Below are 16,672 nucleotides of genomic sequence, written 5' to 3'. Positions count from 1 at the left end.
AAAAGGAGTCGGAGAGGGGATCAAGGGCTTTTGGCAAATGCCTGTTATAGGCTAGTATCAGGAGCAGGAAGGTGCCCCATGACCCCGACAGCCTATCATCTCGACCAGCCGCGACGGCGGACGACGAGCGTGGTTTTCGCCTCGCCGCACTCCGGGCGTGACTATCCCGGGCCGTTTCTGCGCAAGGCAGTTCTGGACGAGAAGCAGATACGGTCTTCGGAAGATGCGCATGTCGACAAGCTGTTCGCAGCCGCATCGCGCCACGGGGCACCGTTTCTGCACGCCAGCGCCCCGCGCGCCTTTCTGGATCTCAACCGCGGACCGGAGGAACTGGACCCGGCCCTGATCGAGGGCGTGCGGCGGATGTCGCACAACCCGCGTGTGGCCAGCGGGCTGGGTGTGATCCCGCGCGTGGTTGCAAACGGGCAGGCGATCTATCGCGGCAAGCTGACACTGGCCGAAGCGCACGGGCGTCTGTCGCAATATTGGCGCCCCTATCACGATCAGTTGCAGACGTTGCTGGACCAGAGCCAGAACAGCTTTGGCGAGGCGATCCTGATCGACTGCCATTCGATGCCGCACGAGGCGCTTTCCAATGTCGGCCCACCCGGTGCGACGCGGCCCGATGTGGTGCTGGGCGACAGATTCGGTGCCGCCGCCGCCGCGTCAATCGTGGAACGGGTAGAGGCGGCCTTTGCCGCCGCTGGGTTCCGCGTGGCGCGCAACATGCCGTTTGCGGGTGCCTATATCACGCAGCAATACGGCCGTCCGACACGCCGGCAACACGCGGTGCAGGTGGAACTGGACCGGGCGCTTTACATGGACGAGCGAACGCTGGAACCGCACAGCGACTTCGACGCGTTCAGGGCGCGGTTATCCGGTGTGATTGCCGAGATTGCCGAGATCGGACGTGACCAGAGTCAGCGGGTCGCGGCGGAGTAATCCAGCGGATCGCAGAACGTATGGCTAAAGAGCACATAGTCCAGCATGTCGAAAATATCCCCATAGACCCGCCCGAACTGCAGCTCCGCGCCAGCATAGGCGGTCATTTCATAATTCACGAGCTGGAATCGGTAGAAGCCGACCGGTGATTCCGAACAGACGGTCGCGTCAAGGATCGGCACAACCTGCCATGACGACAACGCGAAAAAGGTAATGGCGGCGAGGATCGTGCCTGTCGCAATCGCCTTGAGTGTGCGTTTGATCCTCATGCGATCCCCGCCAGTTCGCTTGCGAAGAACGGTTCGGGGTCGTCGATCTCGATCAGGCGCTTGCGGTCGACCAGCCAGAAACGGTTGGCTGTGGCGCGCACGAAACTGCGGTCGTGGCTGACCAGCAGACAGGACGCGCCGTGGGCGACGAGTTCGTCTTCCAGCGCCTCCTGCCCATCGATGTCCAGGTGGTTGGTCGGCTCGTCCAGAAGATAGAAGTTCGGGTGCGTCAGGCGCAGCACCAGCATCGCAAGCCGCGCCTTTTGCCCGCCGGAGAGTTTCGCCAGCGGCGTGTCCTGCATCTGGATCGACATACCTGCGCCTGCCAGCAAACCGCGGGCGCGCTGGTCACCGACGTCGAACCGGTGGGTGATCGTCTGCATCGGGCTTTGCGCCGGGTCGAGCTGTGACAGCCCCTGATCGGAGTAGCCGAGCACCACAGATGGTGCATGCTTGATCGGGCTGTCCCCGCCGGTCAGCGCGTGGTGGATCATCCGCACAAGCTGCGTCTTGCCCGCGCCGTTGCGCCCCAGCAGCAAGACACGATCACCCCGGCTGATCCATTTCTGCCCGGTCCGGTAAAGTTCACGACCGTCTGGGGCTCGCACCACAATATCTTCAAAAGTGACCAGCGCCTTGGCGTGGGTGCCGGAGTTGCCGAGCCGAATGTCACCGGCGTTATGTTCTCGGTAGGCGGGCTTTGCCGCCGCTTCCATCGCTTCCGCGCGGTCGGACAGTTGTTTGGTCTTTTTTACCAGCAAATCGGAGCCAGAATTGATGCCGATGTTTTTCAGCTTGGCGGCCTGCTTGCGCAATTGTTGCGCCTGCCGCATCTCGTTGGTGAAACGGCGTTCGTCGGCGGCGTCTGCATCGTCGAGCGCATCGCGGGCGCGGGTATAGGGCAGGGCGAAATCACGCGACGTCTCGGCGCGCAGGAACAGCGTGCGGGTCGTCACCTCGTCCAGAAATGCGCGGTCGTGGCTGGTCAGAATGACGGCGGTGTCGCGGGGCAGGCCTTCGAGCCATTTCTGCAGCAGGCCGATGCGGGTCAGATCGAGATGGTTGGTCGGCTCGTCCAGCATCAGCACCTCGGGTTCGGTGACCCAGGTGGCGGCGAGCATCGCGGTGCGCTGCCATCCGCCGGAGAGTTCCGACAGGGGACGCTGATGTAGGTCGAAAGGAATTGCGAGATCGTCGAGCACGACATCGACGCGCCAGCTTTCATAGTCCGCCTGATCGGGTGGCAGGGCGGAAAGGACGAGATCGTAGAGCTTTTTCGAAAGATCAGAGTCAGGGACATGCTGGCGGACGTGGCCGATGCGCAGGCCGCGCGCGGTCGTGATGTCGCCTATGGTGGGGTCTGTCGTGCCGTCGATGCAGGCCAGCAGAGTCGATTTACCGACGCCGTTGGCCGCGACGAGGCCGAGCCTGTCGCCCTTGTTGAGGGTCAGGTCGAGGCCTGTGAAGAGCGGCGTTCCAAGGGTCACACCAAGGTTGCGGATATTGAGAAGGGTCATGTCTGGTCGGTCCGGAAAGAGTGATGCGGCGCGCAAGGGCGCCGTTCAAGGGCAGACCATGGGTGACTTGCGTGACCCGTTATCCGCCCTGCAAACGCATTTGCAGGGCATCACGGGGACCATGCTGAAGGCGACGGTTGATTGTCATATCAGCGCGGGTCCTCCTGTTGTCGGTGTCAATATCATGGCAAGAATAGAATTGGCTCTCGCGATTGGCAATACGAAGGAAATTCGATGACAGATACACCATTGGTCCGAATGGCCGAGATCGAGATTGATCCGGAACAGATCGACAGTTATCGCGCGTTGCTCGTTGCTGAAATCAATGCCGCGGTCGCAATTGAACCTGGTGTCCTGATGCTGTGTGCGCAGTCAGTCAAAGGGTCGTCGACGACTTTTCGGTTGCTAGAGGTTTATGCTGATCAAGCCGCTTATGAGGCGCACTTGGCCAGTCCGCACTTCTTGACCTACAAGTCGGGAACGCAAGATATGGTAAAATCGCTGCGCTTGATGGAAATGGACTCCATATTGCTGGCAGGGAAACCGAACGTCTTTGCGGACTAGCGCAACGCGCGGCCCTTGATGATCGCGTCCTTGCCGAACTTCGCACGGATGTGATCCGCCGCCTTTTCGGCCGCGGCCCGTTTTCCGGCGTCGGGATCGAGCAGATCGCCTTCGCGGTCGGCGTCGCTTGCCCCGGCGAGTTGCGAGATTCCGACGCCCAGCAAACGGAACGGACCGCGATCACTGACCTGATCAAAAAGTCCGCGGGCGGTGCGGTAGATCGTGTCGGCCATCTGGGTGGGGTGTCGCAGGCTTTGCCGCTTGGAGATCAGCTTAAAATCGGATGTCTTGAGCTTCAGCGTCACGATCAGCCCTGCCTTGTCCTTTGCCTTGGCGCGGGCGGAGACCTTCTCCGCCATCCGCCAGAGGTGACCATCGAGGATGTCGATATCGCCTGTGTCTTCGTTGAACGTGGTTTCGTTCGACAGGCCCTTGACCGGCGTGTTGTTGGAAATGCGGCGGCCATCCTCGCCGCGGGCCAGGGAGTAGAGCCGTTCGCCCATGCCGCCGAAGCGATCGTGCAAATCACGCCTGTCCCAGCGCAGCAGATCGTCGAAGGTGCGGATGCCGGCCTTGTTCAGGCTGTCCTGCGCGGCAGGGCCGATACCCCAGATCAGCCGCACGGATTTTGGTCGCAGAAAGGCGGTAGTTTCCTCTTTCCCAATGATCGAGAACCCGCGCGGTTTTTGCAGGTCGGACGCGACCTTGGCCAGGAATTTGTTGTGGGACAGGCCTATGGAGCCGGTCAACCCGACCTCCTCCTTCATGCGCTTGATCAGGCGGGCGAGCATCACGGCAGGTGGCGCGCCATGCAGGCGCGCGGTGCCGGTCATGTCCATGAATGCCTCATCCAGAGACAGCGGTTCGACGACCGGGGTCAGGTCGTCCATCATCGTGCGGATCGCGCGGGAAGCCTCGACATAGGCGTCGAACCGGGGCTTCACGACGATCGCGTCGGGACAGAGTTTCAGCGCCTGGAACATCGGCATCGCGGATTTGACGCCCTTGATCCGGGCGACGTAGCACGCGGTGGAAACCACACCGCGTCTGCCACCACCGATAATGACGGGTTTGTCGGCCAGGTCGGGATTGTCGCGCTTCTCGACGGATGCATAGAACGCATCGCAGTCCATATGCGCGATGCTCAAATCGAAGAGTTCGGGGTGTGCAGTAATGCGCGGGCTGCGGCAGGCGGGGCAGCGGCGACCATCGTCGAATATGGTCAGACAGTCACGGCAAAGGGCGGGCATGGCGCAAAGATAGGGCCTGTGCGGCGACGCCACAATCACTATGGTGACGGCTATGGAGAAGCCCTTTCTTGGCAGTCATGTCGCGCTGTTTCTGGGGGACCGGATGCTGGTGATCCTGCGTGACGACGACCCATCCATTCCCTGTCCGGACTGCTGGGACTGTCCCGGTGGCACGGCGGAGGCGGGCGAGACACCGTTTGAGACCGTGCAGCGCGAGGTCCGTGAAGAGGTCAATCTGCATCTGCCGCGTAACGCGGTCGTTTGGCAGCAGTACTACCCTTCGGTCAATCAGCCCGGTCACCAGAACTGGTTTTTCGTGGCACACCTGCCTGCGGCGGTCGCGACGGATGTCGTGTTGGGTGACGAGGGGCAACGGTGGGATTTGATCGCGCCGGAGGTCTTTTTGGCGCTGGACCGGGTCGTGCCGTCGTTTCCGCCACGCCTGCAGGAGTACCTGCGCGGGGCGCAGGGGACCGCTATGGATTGATGCGGGCGCGATTGCAAAGGTGTGAGCGGGTGCGTATGTCTGACACAGCTTTCTGAAAGGCGTTGAAGATGGATTTCGAGCAAATTCTCGCAGACTACGTCGGCCCGAACCTTGTCTATCTGCTGCTGGCGCTGTTCATCGTCATCTGCATTCTGGCGGGTGTCCGGATCGTTCCGCAGTCGGAAAAATATGTGGTGGAACGGCTGGGTCGGCTGCGTGCCGTTCTGGGGCCAGGCATCAACTTTATCGTGCCTTTTTTGGACCGGGTGCGACACAAGGTATCCGTGCTGGAACGCCAGTTGCCCAGCATGGCGCAGGATGCGATCACGTCCGACAACGTGCTGGTGCAGGTCGAGACATCGGTGTTCTACCGTATCATCGAGCCGGAGAAGACTGTGTATCGTATTCGCGATGTCGATGCCGCGATTTCCACGACGGTCGCAGGTATCGTGCGGTCAGAGATCGGGCGTATGGAACTGGATCAGGTACAGGCCAACCGGTCGCGGCTGATCGAGGCGGTGCGCGAGCAGGTGGCCCAGCAGGTCGACGATTGGGGGATCGAGGTGACGCGGGCCGAAATCCTTGATGTGAACCTTGATGCGGCGACGCGGGCGGCAATGCTGCAGCAGTTGAATGCCGAACGGGCCCGCCGGGCGCAGGTCACCGAAGCGGAGGGCACGAAGCGGTCAGTCGAACTGAAGGCCGACGGCGATCTATATGCGGCAGAGCAGCAGGCGAAGGCGCGCCGGATCGCCGCTGATGCAGAGGCCTATGCCACTCAGGTCGTTGCGGTCGCGATTGCCGAAAACGGGCTTGAGGCCGCGCAGTATCAGGTTGCGCTGAAACAGGTCGAGGCGCTGAACGCGCTGGGCGGCAGTCAGGGCAGCCAGACCATCGTGGTGCCGGCGGATGCGCTGGATGCGTTCAAGAATGCGTTTTCAATGCTGAAAGGTCGCGCGTGATGGGACTTTGGTCTGAATGGTGGGTCTGGATGTCGGCGGCGCTGGTCCTGGGTACGGCAGAAGTGATCATCCCTGGTTACATCTTTCTGGGATTCGCGATCGGCGCGCTCGTCGTCGGGGTGCTGATGCTGATCGGTTTAACCGGCTTGTCGCTGCCGCTGACTTTGGTGGTCTTTGCGCTTTTGTCGCTCGGCGCATATTTGGCGCTTCGGTTCACATTCGGACTGAAAAACGGCCAGGTCACTATCTGGGACCGTGATATCAACGACAACTGATCATGCGTTCCACGTACAAAAAGACCCGGTAGCGAGGCTACCGGGTCAGTAGGGCTGATCGGATAATTGGGGGTGCAAACCGTCAGAGGGACAGAGGCGATAGTTTGCTATCCGATCGGCAGGTATCTCTAGATTGACGACACGAGGTCGCTGCCACTGTCGGACATTCGCAAGGCGCTGCGCGTCAGACCTGCGCGCACGCTGGCCATGTCCATCGTCACAGGGCCGACGACCTGACAGGGGTAGCGGAATGTGGATTGGCCGCGCTGGATGTCGACCCGTGCCTCGAAGGCACCGTTTTGAGCGTTGTAGCGCACGTCGCCGAGGTGAACATTTGTCATCGTAATCTTCCTTTGATCGCCACCCGCCGAGGTGGTCTTGCCTGAATAGTCGCGGCCATTTTGTGCCGCTTTATGATTTTGAAACGCAAAACTGCGATTATCGTTGCATCGGATTGTGCATTCGTTCTGCCCGGGCGCGCAGACCGGCCCTGACCAGGCCGGCGGAAAGCGTCGCGGGGCCATAGACCCAGCTGGGATAGCGGAGCGTTTTACCCCCCGTTTTCATCAATACGGATGCTTCGAATGCGCGGGCGCGGGCATTGTAGCGCAGGTTCAGGATTTCCATTTGCCGACTCCATCAGACCTCGTCTTTAGAAGTAACGACGATTTCCTAATAAAGTTTCACCAGCGCAGGTCAGACTTGAATAATCTAACGCCGGTTGCTGCGACGTGCCTGTGGCGAGCGCAGTTCCGACTGGATATCGCGCGCCGCGCGCGCCGGGTCGTCCGCCTGCCAGACAGGTCGTCCGACAACCACATGGTCGGCTCCGTTGGCGATGGCCTCCGCCGGGGTCGTCACTCGTTTCTGATCGCCAAGGGCCGTCCCCGCAGGACGGACGCCCGGTGTCACGATCAGACGACCGTCGGCGATCGGCAAGGCGCGGATCAGGGCGGCCTCCTGCGGCGAGGCGATGACACCGTCGGCCCCGGCCAGCAGCGCGCGGTCGGCCCGTTCGGTGACAAGCTGCGCCATGTCACCATCCTTCATGCAGCCATCGTCAAGGTCGGCGCGGTCAAGCGACGTCAGGATTGTGACGGCGAGAATCTTGGTTTTTGATCCCGCTGCCCCTTCGACGGCGGCCCGCACGACATGGGGATCGCCATGCACGGTGAGGAAATCCAGATCGTACTGCGCGACGCCACGCACCGCAGCCTCGACCGTCGCACCAATATCGAACAGCTTGAGATCGAGGAATACCCGCTTGCCGTGTTCCTGTTTGAGTTCGTTGGCCAGTGCCAGGCCGCCTCCGGTCAGCATACCCAAACCGATCTTGTAAAATGAAACCGCGTCGCCGATGCGCGTGGCCATGTCCAGCCCGGCGACCACGTTCGGTACATCAAGCGCAACGATCAGGCGGTCATCGGTCATCTGGCGGCTCCTGCAACGGTTCACAGCCGTCTAGCGGCTGCCGGGCAGTCATGCAATCCGGCAGGGGCCTACTGCAGCGCGGACCCGTTCAGCCAGCCGGTGTAGCCGCTGACGCGGACACGACACCAGCGGCCACCAATAACGGCCCGCAAGTTGGAGCCTGTCAGCGCGCGTTCTGCCTCTGTCAGGGGTGTCGGATCGCAATCGATCAGTTCCACACCGGTGGTGCCTGCGGGGATCTGCGCGAGGACGTCGGACGCCGTGTCCGCTTGCCGGTAGAGGTTGACGACGATGCCGAAGCCGTAGTTGGCGATCCGGTTGGTCTCGCGGGCGCTGCTGTCGGGGATCGTGCCGGGGTTGAGCCGGAGCAACAGTTCATAGTTGCTTGACGGCAGAACGAGGCCACCGAACCGCAAACGGTAAAAATCACCTTCGCCCTCCGTGACGACCACGAAAGCCTTGCGCGAGGACCCGTCACCATGGCTGAACGTCACGATCTGCTCGTCGCCGTTTTCGTTGTAGAGAATTTCGATCCCGACCAGTGCACCGCCGTCGAGCGTGGGAATGCGGACCTGACCGGTCGCGGTGAAGCCCCTGAGCGTCCGATCCATCCGAAGCACGCCTGCCTCGATAAACGTGCCTGCGCCGGTGTTGTTCTCGATCAGTGTCCAAAGGCCCAGATCGCCGGGGTCGGGTGCAGGCGGCAGATCGTTGGATGGCGCGATACTATTGGGGTCGCGGCCGGTGCCGAAGCTGATCCAGTCGAGCGCCTCGGGCGTTGTATTGTCCCACTCGGGCGCCCAGAACCGCCCCGGCCCGGTGGCTGTCGCCAATGCGTCCGGCGTTTCGCTTTGCAGGCGCCCGCCCCAATGGTCGCCATTCCCAGAGACGGGTATTTCCGATCCGACGGTAAACCGTCCGTTAAATGTCTGCCCGTCACTGGCCATGCGGAAATACATCAGGCCCCAGCGACCACCGGCTTCCTGCCAGCTTCCGCGGAACTCCGTGCCATCCGGCGAAAGATTGCCTTCGATATAATCCTGATGGCCGTAGTCGCCCCAGACACGATCACCGGACTGATAAAGATTGAATGACCAATTGTCTTCATCGAGCCAGAAACCCTGCCACGGGCCGTCGGCGGATGCGACCGTCGCAAAGAACAAAGCAAGGGCAGTCAAAATGGCGCGTATCATCGGAAACGACTCCGGTTTCGTTGAGGATGAAAGATTTTCACAGCCTGCACCCTGCCACGCAATCCCCTTTGGCAGGGGGTGTGTAAATTGTCACTGTGCCTGTCTTGCAACAGTGTCGTGGCGCCCCCATTTGGGAGGCAAGGCCCGAAAGCAGGGTGTGCCGCAATGCCGGGCATCCGAATACCAGACGGGCGCTTATCAAAGGAGAGACCCATGAACCTTGAAAAGTTCACCGAGCGGTCGCGCGGTTTCGTTCAGGCCGCACAGACCATTGCGATGCGCGAAGGCCATCAGCGCCTTGCACCCGAGCATGTATTGAAAGCCCTGATGGACGATCCCGAAGGCTTGGCCGCGAACCTGATTACGAAATCGGGCGGCGATGCTGCGCGTGTGGTGCAGGCGGCAGATGAAGCCGTCGCGAAAATCCCGCAAGTGAGCGGCGATACCGGGCAGCTTTATATGGACAGCGGCACCGGCAAGGTCTTGGCCGAGGCCGAGAAGATCGCCATGAAGGCGGGCGACAGCTTTGTCCCTGTCGAGCGGCTGTTGATGGCGCTGGTCATGGTGAAATCCAAGGCCAAGGACGCGTTGGATGCGGGGCTTGTCACGGCCAAGGGGCTGAATGCCGCGATCAACGATCTGCGCAAGGGCCGGACAGCGGACAGCGCATCGGCCGAGGACGGCTATGACGCGCTGAACAAATACGCCCGCGACCTGACGGAGGCCGCGCGGGAAGGCAAGATCGACCCGATCATCGGCCGCGACGAGGAAATCCGCCGCGCGATGCAGGTGCTGTCGCGCCGCACCAAGAACAACCCCGTTCTGATCGGTGAACCCGGCGTGGGTAAGACCGCGATTGCCGAGGGTCTGGCCCTGCGGATCGTGGATGGCGACGTGCCGGAAAGCCTGCGCAACAAGCGGCTGATGTCGCTGGACATGGGCGCATTGATCGCCGGTGCCAAGTATCGCGGTGAATTCGAAGAGCGGTTGAAAGCCGTATTGAAGGATATCGAGACGGCAGCGGGTGAAGTCGTGCTGTTCATCGACGAGATGCACACGCTGGTCGGTGCCGGCAAGTCGGATGGCGCGATGGACGCGGCCAACCTGATCAAGCCTGCGCTGGCGCGGGGCGAATTGCACTGCGTCGGTGCTACCACGCTGGATGAATACCGCAAGTATGTGGAAAAGGACGCAGCACTGGCCCGTCGTTTCCAGCCGTTGATCGTGGAAGAACCCACGGTCGAGGATACGGTCAGCATATTGCGCGGTATCAAGGAGAAGTACGAACTGCACCATGGTGTGCGGATCAGTGACTCGGCTCTGGTGGCGGCATCGACACTGTCGCATCGCTATATCACCGACCGTTTCCTGCCGGACAAGGCCATCGACCTTGTGGACGAGGCCGCGTCGCGTTTGCGGATGGAAGTGGACAGCAAGCCCGAAGAACTCGATGCGCTGGATCGTCAGATCCTGCAATTGCAGATCGAGGCGATGGCGCTGCGCAAGGAAGACGATGCGGCATCTGCTGACCGTCTTGAGAAGCTGGAAAAGGAACTGGCCGACCTGCAGGAACGTGCGTCCGAGATGACCGCGAAATGGCAGGCCGAGCGTGACAAGCTGGAAGGCACTCGCGAGGTCAAGGAAAAGCTGGATCGCGCGCGGGCCGACCTGGATATCGCCAAGCGCGAAGGTGATCTGGCGAAGGCCGGCGAGCTGTCCTATGGCGTGATCCCCGAATTGCAGCGCAAGCTGGCCGAGGCCGAGGAAAACGAAGACCTGATGGTCGAGGAAGCCGTGCGCCCCGAACAGATCGCCGCCGTGCTGGAACGCTGGACGGGGATCCCGACCTCCAAGATGCTGGAAGGCGAGCGGGACAAGCTGTTGCGGATGGAGGACGAGTTGGGCCGCCGGGTGATCGGTCAGAAGCCCGCAGTGAAGGCTGTCGCCAATGCGGTGCGCCGTGCGCGGGCCGGGCTGAACGACGAGAACCGCCCGTTGGGATCATTCCTGTTTCTTGGGCCGACCGGCGTGGGCAAGACCGAGCTGACGAAGGCTGTCGCGGAATACCTGTTCGACGACGACTCTGCCATGGTGCGGATTGATATGTCGGAGTTTATGGAAAAGCACTCCGTTGCGCGTCTGATCGGTGCGCCTCCCGGCTATGTCGGCTACGACGAAGGCGGCGTGTTGACCGAAGCGGTGCGGCGCAGGCCGTATCAGGTCGTTCTGTTCGACGAGGTCGAAAAGGCGCACCCGGACGTGTTCAACGTGCTGTTGCAGGTGCTGGACGACGGGATGCTGACCGATGGGCACGGGCGGACCGTCGACTTCAAGCAGACGCTGATCATCCTGACTTCCAACCTGGGCGCACAGGCGCTGAGCCAGTTGCCGGACGGTGCCGATGCAAGCGATGCCAAGCGTGGCGTGATGGAAGCGGTGCGGGCGCATTTCCGCCCCGAGTTCCTGAACCGTCTGGACGAGACGATCATCTTCGACCGTCTTGCGCGTGACGACATGGCGGGGATTGTGGAAATCCAGTTGCGTCGTCTGTCGCGGCGACTGGCCGCGCGGAACATCACGCTCGATCTGGACGATGGTGCATTGAAGTGGCTGGCAGATGAAGGCTATGACCCGGTGTTCGGTGCGCGTCCGCTCAAGCGGGTGATCCAGCGCGCGTTGCAGGATCAGTTGGCCGAGATGATCCTGGCTGGTGAGGTGCTGGACGGTGCGACGGTGCCGGTCAGTGCAGGGGCCGACGGTTTGATCGTCGGAGACCGGGTATCAGGCTCTCAGCGTCCCAAACCGGACGACGCGGTCGTACACTAAAGCTGGATGCAGCGGGCTGTTGACGATTGGCCGCCTAGTTCCCGCATGATCTTAAGCAGACAGACCAAAGGCCCGGTGATCTGCCGGGCCTTTTTCGCGATGAAAGGAATTAGCCAGTCGGCAAGATTGGGCGCCCCTGGGACTACGGGTTCTTGCGTGTTTGGTCAGGGACGGAGGCCGTGATATATTTGTCGGCACAGCCGGAAGGATCGACCTTTGCCGCCCTTTTCCCCGTCCGCGTTCGACTACAGCTATCCCGCCGCGCGCGAGATCGCGGCGCTGCGGCGTTGGCGTGACACCGAACCTGGCCGGGCGATCCCACCGAAACAGGCGGGTCGCCTGCTGATCGGCAGCTGGAACATCGCCAACCTTGGGGACAGCGCCCAGATCCGCAGCGATGCGGATATCGCCTTGATTGCGGAAATCCTGTCCTGGTTCGACCTTGTCGCCGTGCAGGAAGTCAAGGAGGACCTGTCCGAGTTGTCGCGTGTTCTGGCGGAATTGCCGGGCTACGACACGGTGCTTTCGGATCAGACGGGCAACGGCGAACGGATGGTGTTCCTTTATGACAGATCGCGCGTGACACGGCTTGCGCTTGCCGGCGAGATCGACATTCCGGTCGCGTCGCACCGGCACATACGCATTCCACAGTCGTCGCAGAAATTCCGCGGCTTCGACAGATCGCCTTACGTCGTGGCCTTTGACTGTGACGGGTTCGTCCTCACGCTGGTCAACGTGCATATCTATTTCGGCTCTGACAGCAAGCGGTCGATCAATCGCCGGGCGCTGGAAACCTTTGCTGTCGGGCGCTGGGCCGACCTGCGGCGCAATCGCAGGCAGGCGTTCTCGGAGAATGTGGTGGTCATTGGTGACATGAACATGCCGCAGGCCGAAATCGGAGACGAGGTGTTCGATGCGCTGGCGAAACGCGGTCTGCATATACCCGAACACCAGTCCCGGATCGGCACGACGATTACCGAGGGCAAATTCTACGACCAACTCGCGTTTTTTCCCGGTGATGCGGGACGCGCCTATGTCACCGACGGCGTTTTCGACTTTGACGGAGCGGTGTTCAGCGATCTGTGGCAGGCGCGACCCGGCGATTCGTTCGCCGCATATGTGCGTTACCATCTGTCCGACCATCGTCCGATCTGGGTTCAGTTTCGCACGGATTAACCCCAAGGAACGGCATTCGAGGGGCGTCAAAGGGGTATGTATGTTACAGTCGCTGGCGGCATCGTGAGGAACCTGTGCTGTCCTTCCGGCGTTGAAACATTCAAGTATATATAGAACGTTGACGAGGAGATAGAATGGCACACCGCTGGAAAAACGATCTGACACTGGCCGACGCCACGCCCAAGGCCGCTTTTCTGAACCGGCGGCATATTCTGGCGGGCACCGCCGGTCTGGGTGCGATTGGACTGGTCGGCGCAGGCGGTACCGCGCAGGCGCAGGATGCGGCGGAGCTGGAACCCAATACGCTGGAAGAAATCACGAGCTACAACAACTATTACGAATTCGGGACCGGTAAGGGCGACCCGGCCGAAAACGCGCATCAGCTTGAGATCGAACCTTGGTCGGTGAAGGTCGACGGAATGGTCGACAACCCCGGTGATTATGCGCTGGACGACCTGATCGGCGACCTGACGGTCGAGGACCGCATTTATCGTTTCCGTTGCGTCGAAGCCTGGTCGATGGTGATCCCGTGGAACGGGATCGAACTGGTGGATATTCTGAACAAGGTCGGTGTGCAGGACGGCGCGAAATACGTAGCCTTCGAAACCGCCGTGCAACCTGACAACATGATCGGCGTGCAGCGGCGTGTGCTGGATTTTCCTTATGTCGAAGGTTTGCGGCTGGACGAGGCGATGCACCCTCTGACGATCATGGCGACCGGAATTTATGGTGAGCCTATCGCCAAGCAGAACGGTGCACCTATGCGTCTGGTGGTGCCTTGGAAGTATGGCTTCAAATCCATCAAATCCATCGTACGGATCACGCTGACGGACGAAGAACCACCGACAAGCTGGAATATCGCGAATCCGCGTGAGTACGGATTCTATTCAAACGTAAATCCGAACGTCAGCCATCCGCGCTGGAGTCAGGCATCCGAGCGCGTCGTCGGAGGCGGCCTGTTCGCCAGCCGTCAGGACACGTTGATGTTCAACGGCTACGAAGAAGATGTCGCCAGTCTTTACGATGGCATGGATCTGGCTGAGAATTTCTAAGCTAGATTGCTGGTCATGCCCACGCTCACCAAGTTGACATTTACCGCGGCAACTTTGGCGCTTGCGCTATCAATGCAGCCAGCTTTTGCGCAGGATTTTCTGCCCGCTACGTCACCTGTCAGTCCCAACGTAATCCTAGACGGGAGAGATGGGTCGCGCTTGGTCGTTGTCTATCAGGATGTGACCCAGACGCTTCTGAACGAGTTGCAGGACCGTGATGTGGCGAATGTTTTCCGGTACGGCCTGCCGCCGCCGAGTGTGGGGTTGGGCGACGCCGACGTTGCCATATTGGCATTTCCGGACTGGTCTGTAGCGACGTCCTTCTGGCAGCGTCTTGGCGTCGAGGCCGGAACACAGAATACGTTCGATCTGATCGGTACGAATGCGGTGCATTCCACGCTTTTGCTGACCCGACCGGACGGTCAACCGTTGCGCGTCTATACGTTTATGGATGTCGTCGATGGCAATCGGATGCGCCCGCGCTGCGTGGCACGTTATGTTGTCGATGATGTTTACCGTGCGGGGCGCAGTAATTTCGACATTTTCGCCTGCTCCGGTGCGATCGAATGATCGTCGATCCCGTAAACCAGACATTGCGGAAGGTGCCACCGTGGCTGATCTACGTGATAGGTGCGGTATGGGCGGCTTGGCTGTTCTACCTTGGCCTGACAGGCGGACTGGGTGTGGAGCCGATCAACGCGCTGGAACGGGAATATGGCGAGGTCGCGCTTAAGCTGCTGGTCTTTGGCCTGATGGTGACGCCACTGCGCAGATGGCTTGGGCTGAACCTCTTGAAATTTCGCCGCGCAATCGGCGTGACGGCTTTCTTTTTCGTACTCGCGCATTTCCTGGTTTGGGCCGTGCTCGATGTGCAGTCGCTTGGCCGCGTCTGGGAAGAAATCGTCAAACGGCCTTATGTCACGGTCGGCATGGTATCCTTTCTCATGCTGATCCCGCTGGCTGTTACCTCCAACAACGCGATGGTCAGGCGGCTTGGCGCGGCAAGCTGGCAGAAGCTGCACAAGCTGACCTATCCCGCTGTCGTGCTTGGCGGCATCCACTACCTTTGGCTGGTGAAGGGGTTCCAGTTGGAGCCGATCGTATATCTGATCATCATTGCGGGGTTGTTGCTGACCCGCTTCGTCTGGGCCCGGAAGCGCCGGGCCGCTTGATCTTTCCAATCCTGTCGGCGTCGCTACTGTCGCCGCATGATGGACGCCCGGCGCACTCTTTTTCTGACGATGCTCGTTTTCGCGCTGGAACCGATACCCTTTGGTGCGTGGCTGGCACTGATCCCCCACGTCAAAGAAACACTCGGCCTGAACAAGGCTGAACTGGCGCTTGCGCTGCTGGGGATGCCTGTGGCGCTCGTCCCGGCCCTCATGATCGCAAGCCGGGCGCTGGTGCGGTTCGGCCCACGGCGCATGCTGATTGCGGGATTTATCGCTCAGCTGTGCGTGGTCGCCTTGCCGTTGGCGGCTGTGGGGCAAGTCACCTTGTTCCTGTCTCTGGCCTGTCTTGGCGTCTGCGTGGCCTTCCTGCAGGTCGGCCTGAATGTCTATGCGGGCCGGTTCGAGAAAGAGACCGGCCTTGTAGTGATGAGCCGATGTCATGGTTTCTGGGCGCTGGGGCTGATGGTTGGATCGTTCCTGATCGTGCTGCTCGCGGCGGTTCCTCCGCTGTCCGCATTGTTGCTGGTCTCTGTGCCCGCGACGGCATTAGGCGTGTGGACCGCCGCGCGCCTGCCGCGGCTTGCCTCTGAAACCACAGTGGTCCCGCCGCCGCGTCGCGCGCTTCGGGCGATGCCTGCCGCGTTGTTCCTGATCGCGATCTATGCGCTGGCCTCCTCGATGACCGAAGGGGCGATGTCGGACTGGGCGGCGGTGTATCTGGCGGAACGTCTGCCGGACGGCACCGGCAGGGCGGGTTTGGCAGTGACGATCTTTGCGGGATTTCTGGCAGCCGGGCGCTTTGCCGGCGACGCGGCGAACGTTCGGTTCGGCGTCGTGACACTCGCGCGTGTCACGATCAGTTGCGCGATCGGAGGCGTGCTGCTGCTGGTGTTGCCTCTGCCGTTGTGGTGCGCCTATGCAGGCTTTGCGCTTGTGGGTCTAGGTGCCTCGGTCGGGTATCCGCTGGCGGTGTCGGCGGTGGCCCGAATCGACGATACCTACGAAAGCGCTAATATCGCGACGCTTTCGATGGTGACGGTGATCGGTTTTCTGGTCGGCCCGCCGCTGATCGGGTTCATTGCGGAAACCTATTCGCTGCGTGCGGGTCTGGGCGCGTTGCTGCCCGGGTTGGTGGTTGCGTTTGTCCTGGCACCGGTTTTGCGACGGTAATGCAGTGACCGTGGATTCGGTCGCTTCTGATTCCAGGGACCGATCCGCAATCGGAAAGCTGTTGCCTTTGCCTGGGATGGGAATCCGCTTCGGCGCGCGCCGCGTCGATATTTTCTTGCGAACTTACGTCGGGACCACGTAGTGAAGTTGCGCTAACCCCGCCCAAAGACGGAAAAAACAGGGTTTGGTGTGAAAAATTCGAAAACGGGTAAAAAGGGGGTTGCGGGTCCCGCGACCTCACCCTAAATACCCCTTCACCGGTGGCGCAGTGATGCATCGACGGGGCGCCAGACGGGCCATAGTGCAACGAGACGCGAACAAATTTAGAGATATCTTGGGCGGGGCGCGCCGGTAAGTTAGGGCGCATCTGGTTTGTTTTGTCTCTG

Annotated in this window: 19 protein-coding genes; 12 read left to right on the top strand and 7 right to left on the bottom strand. The window is 61.0% G+C overall.

The window, feature by feature from the left end; all coding sequences use genetic code 11:
- Positions 1 to 78: 78 nt before the first annotated feature.
- Positions 79 to 942: an N-formylglutamate amidohydrolase gene (locus AC04PH_RS00095; protein ID WP_483063708.1), complete on the top strand. Its 864-nt coding sequence runs from the start codon at positions 79 to 81 to the stop codon at positions 940 to 942.
- Here AC04PH_RS00095 and AC04PH_RS00090 read toward each other — a convergent pair.
- Positions 921 to 1,211, bottom strand: coding sequence for a hypothetical protein (locus tag AC04PH_RS00090; protein ID WP_483063707.1), 291 nt, complete (start codon positions 1,209 to 1,211; stop codon positions 921 to 923). The two genes, AC04PH_RS00095 and AC04PH_RS00090, sit on opposite strands and share 22 nt — an antisense overlap.
- The gene (locus tag AC04PH_RS00085; protein WP_483063706.1) at positions 1,208 to 2,728 is read right to left on the bottom strand and encodes an ABC-F family ATP-binding cassette domain-containing protein; all 1,521 of its coding nucleotides are present in this window, start codon (positions 2,726 to 2,728) and stop codon (positions 1,208 to 1,210) included. Before AC04PH_RS00085 ends, AC04PH_RS00090 begins: the two co-directional genes overlap by 4 nt.
- Here AC04PH_RS00085 and AC04PH_RS00080 point away from each other — a divergent pair.
- Both AC04PH_RS00080 and AC04PH_RS00075 read left to right on the top strand, forming a co-directional pair.
- Positions 2,727 to 2,966: a hypothetical protein gene (locus AC04PH_RS00080; RefSeq protein WP_483063705.1), complete on the top strand. Its 240-nt coding sequence runs from the start codon at positions 2,727 to 2,729 to the stop codon at positions 2,964 to 2,966. The two genes, AC04PH_RS00085 and AC04PH_RS00080, sit on opposite strands and share 2 nt — an antisense overlap.
- A complete protein-coding gene (locus tag AC04PH_RS00075; RefSeq protein ID WP_483063704.1) occupies positions 2,963 to 3,292 on the top strand; it encodes a putative quinol monooxygenase in 330 nt (109 codons plus the stop codon). Before AC04PH_RS00080 ends, AC04PH_RS00075 begins: the two co-directional genes overlap by 4 nt.
- On the opposite strand, the gene AC04PH_RS00070 is transcribed toward AC04PH_RS00075, so the two are convergent.
- Complete coding sequence (locus AC04PH_RS00070) at positions 3,289 to 4,542, bottom strand: DNA polymerase IV (RefSeq protein WP_483063703.1); 1,254 nt, start codon at positions 4,540 to 4,542, stop codon at positions 3,289 to 3,291. The genes AC04PH_RS00075 and AC04PH_RS00070 overlap by 4 nt on opposite strands.
- Positions 4,543 to 4,594: 52 nt before the next feature.
- Between AC04PH_RS00070 and AC04PH_RS00065 the strand changes: the two genes are divergently transcribed.
- The 3 genes from AC04PH_RS00065 (at position 4,595) to AC04PH_RS00055 (ending at position 6,266) form a co-directional block, all read left to right on the top strand.
- On the top strand, positions 4,595 to 5,029 hold the full coding sequence (locus AC04PH_RS00065) for an NUDIX hydrolase (protein WP_483063702.1): 435 nt from the start codon (positions 4,595 to 4,597) through the stop codon (positions 5,027 to 5,029).
- A gap of 68 nt (positions 5,030 to 5,097) precedes the next feature.
- Positions 5,098 to 5,991 (top strand): SPFH domain-containing protein, encoded by an 894-nt coding sequence (locus AC04PH_RS00060; protein ID WP_483063701.1) that lies wholly within the window; start codon positions 5,098 to 5,100, stop codon positions 5,989 to 5,991.
- Entirely contained in the window at positions 5,991 to 6,266 is a 276-nt protein-coding gene (locus AC04PH_RS00055; protein ID WP_483063700.1) for an NfeD family protein, read from the top strand. The genes AC04PH_RS00060 and AC04PH_RS00055 overlap by 1 nt, the downstream gene beginning before the upstream one ends.
- Before the next feature lie 128 nt (positions 6,267 to 6,394).
- On the opposite strand, the gene AC04PH_RS00050 is transcribed toward AC04PH_RS00055, so the two are convergent.
- From AC04PH_RS00050 to AC04PH_RS00035, 4 genes are all read right to left on the bottom strand, one after another.
- Positions 6,395 to 6,607, bottom strand: a complete 213-nt coding sequence (locus AC04PH_RS00050) for an orotidine 5'-phosphate decarboxylase (RefSeq protein WP_483063699.1) — start codon at positions 6,605 to 6,607, stop codon at positions 6,395 to 6,397.
- 97 nt (positions 6,608 to 6,704) lie between these two features.
- Positions 6,705 to 6,893 (bottom strand): orotidine 5'-phosphate decarboxylase, encoded by a 189-nt coding sequence (locus AC04PH_RS00045; protein ID WP_483063698.1) that lies wholly within the window; start codon positions 6,891 to 6,893, stop codon positions 6,705 to 6,707.
- Positions 6,894 to 6,977: 84 nt separating this feature from the next.
- A complete protein-coding gene (gene pyrF, locus AC04PH_RS00040; protein ID WP_483063697.1) occupies positions 6,978 to 7,697 on the bottom strand; it encodes an orotidine-5'-phosphate decarboxylase in 720 nt (239 codons plus the stop codon).
- Positions 7,698 to 7,765: 68 nt separating this feature from the next.
- Positions 7,766 to 8,890 (bottom strand): SH3 domain-containing protein, encoded by a 1,125-nt coding sequence (locus AC04PH_RS00035; RefSeq protein WP_483063696.1) that lies wholly within the window; start codon positions 8,888 to 8,890, stop codon positions 7,766 to 7,768.
- A gap of 213 nt (positions 8,891 to 9,103) precedes the next feature.
- Between AC04PH_RS00035 and clpB the strand changes: the two genes are divergently transcribed.
- The 6 genes from clpB (at position 9,104) to AC04PH_RS00005 (ending at position 16,286) form a co-directional block, all read left to right on the top strand.
- Positions 9,104 to 11,716, top strand: coding sequence for an ATP-dependent chaperone ClpB (gene clpB / locus AC04PH_RS00030; protein WP_483063695.1), 2,613 nt, complete (start codon positions 9,104 to 9,106; stop codon positions 11,714 to 11,716).
- A gap of 216 nt (positions 11,717 to 11,932) precedes the next feature.
- A complete protein-coding gene (locus tag AC04PH_RS00025) occupies positions 11,933 to 12,892 on the top strand; it encodes an endonuclease/exonuclease/phosphatase family protein (RefSeq protein WP_483063694.1) in 960 nt (319 codons plus the stop codon).
- A 134-nt stretch (positions 12,893 to 13,026) separates the two neighbouring features.
- A complete protein-coding gene (gene msrP, locus AC04PH_RS00020; RefSeq protein WP_483063693.1) occupies positions 13,027 to 13,944 on the top strand; it encodes a protein-methionine-sulfoxide reductase catalytic subunit MsrP in 918 nt (305 codons plus the stop codon).
- 15 nt (positions 13,945 to 13,959) lie between these two features.
- The gene (locus AC04PH_RS00015) at positions 13,960 to 14,514 is read left to right on the top strand and encodes a hypothetical protein (RefSeq protein WP_483063692.1); all 555 of its coding nucleotides are present in this window, start codon (positions 13,960 to 13,962) and stop codon (positions 14,512 to 14,514) included.
- On the top strand, positions 14,511 to 15,116 hold the full coding sequence (gene msrQ, locus AC04PH_RS00010; protein WP_483063691.1) for a protein-methionine-sulfoxide reductase heme-binding subunit MsrQ: 606 nt from the start codon (positions 14,511 to 14,513) through the stop codon (positions 15,114 to 15,116). The genes AC04PH_RS00015 and msrQ overlap by 4 nt, the downstream gene beginning before the upstream one ends.
- A 36-nt stretch (positions 15,117 to 15,152) precedes the next feature.
- Positions 15,153 to 16,286 carry an MFS transporter gene (locus AC04PH_RS00005; RefSeq protein ID WP_483063690.1) on the top strand — a complete coding sequence of 378 codons (1,134 nt, stop codon included), beginning with the start codon at positions 15,153 to 15,155 and terminating at the stop codon, positions 16,284 to 16,286.
- Positions 16,287 to 16,672: the final 386 nt, after the last annotated feature.

The organism is Yoonia sp. KMU-150, from assembly GCF_056858355.1.
The sequence above is the reverse complement of the archived record's forward strand: the minus strand, read 5'-3'. Positions and strand labels throughout refer to the sequence as shown.

What these genes read in the sequence shown, in the direction of transcription:
- AC04PH_RS00095 (WP_483063708.1), top strand. Translation starts at nt 79, where the DNA reads ATGACCCCGACAGCCTATCATCTCGACCAGCCGCGACGGCGGACGACG.
- AC04PH_RS00090 (WP_483063707.1), bottom strand. Translation starts at nt 1,211, where the DNA reads ATGAGGATCAAACGCACACTCAAGGCGATTGCGACAGGCACGATCCTC.
- AC04PH_RS00080 (WP_483063705.1), top strand. Translation starts at nt 2,727, where the DNA reads ATGTCTGGTCGGTCCGGAAAGAGTGATGCGGCGCGCAAGGGCGCCGTT.
- AC04PH_RS00085 (WP_483063706.1), bottom strand. Translation starts at nt 2,728, where the DNA reads ATGACCCTTCTCAATATCCGCAACCTTGGTGTGACCCTTGGAACGCCG.
- AC04PH_RS00075 (WP_483063704.1), top strand. Translation starts at nt 2,963, where the DNA reads ATGACAGATACACCATTGGTCCGAATGGCCGAGATCGAGATTGATCCG.
- AC04PH_RS00070 (WP_483063703.1), bottom strand. Translation starts at nt 4,542, where the DNA reads ATGCCCGCCCTTTGCCGTGACTGTCTGACCATATTCGACGATGGTCGC.
- AC04PH_RS00065 (WP_483063702.1), top strand. Translation starts at nt 4,595, where the DNA reads ATGGAGAAGCCCTTTCTTGGCAGTCATGTCGCGCTGTTTCTGGGGGAC.
- AC04PH_RS00060 (WP_483063701.1), top strand. Translation starts at nt 5,098, where the DNA reads ATGGATTTCGAGCAAATTCTCGCAGACTACGTCGGCCCGAACCTTGTC.
- AC04PH_RS00055 (WP_483063700.1), top strand. Translation starts at nt 5,991, where the DNA reads ATGGGACTTTGGTCTGAATGGTGGGTCTGGATGTCGGCGGCGCTGGTC.
- AC04PH_RS00050 (WP_483063699.1), bottom strand. Translation starts at nt 6,607, where the DNA reads ATGACAAATGTTCACCTCGGCGACGTGCGCTACAACGCTCAAAACGGT.
- AC04PH_RS00045 (WP_483063698.1), bottom strand. Translation starts at nt 6,893, where the DNA reads ATGGAAATCCTGAACCTGCGCTACAATGCCCGCGCCCGCGCATTCGAA.
- pyrF (WP_483063697.1), bottom strand. Translation starts at nt 7,697, where the DNA reads ATGACCGATGACCGCCTGATCGTTGCGCTTGATGTACCGAACGTGGTC.
- AC04PH_RS00035 (WP_483063696.1), bottom strand. Translation starts at nt 8,890, where the DNA reads ATGATACGCGCCATTTTGACTGCCCTTGCTTTGTTCTTTGCGACGGTC.
- clpB (WP_483063695.1), top strand. Translation starts at nt 9,104, where the DNA reads ATGAACCTTGAAAAGTTCACCGAGCGGTCGCGCGGTTTCGTTCAGGCC.
- msrP (WP_483063693.1), top strand. Translation starts at nt 13,027, where the DNA reads ATGGCACACCGCTGGAAAAACGATCTGACACTGGCCGACGCCACGCCC.
- AC04PH_RS00015 (WP_483063692.1), top strand. Translation starts at nt 13,960, where the DNA reads ATGCCCACGCTCACCAAGTTGACATTTACCGCGGCAACTTTGGCGCTT.
- msrQ (WP_483063691.1), top strand. Translation starts at nt 14,511, where the DNA reads ATGATCGTCGATCCCGTAAACCAGACATTGCGGAAGGTGCCACCGTGG.
- AC04PH_RS00005 (WP_483063690.1), top strand. Translation starts at nt 15,153, where the DNA reads ATGATGGACGCCCGGCGCACTCTTTTTCTGACGATGCTCGTTTTCGCG.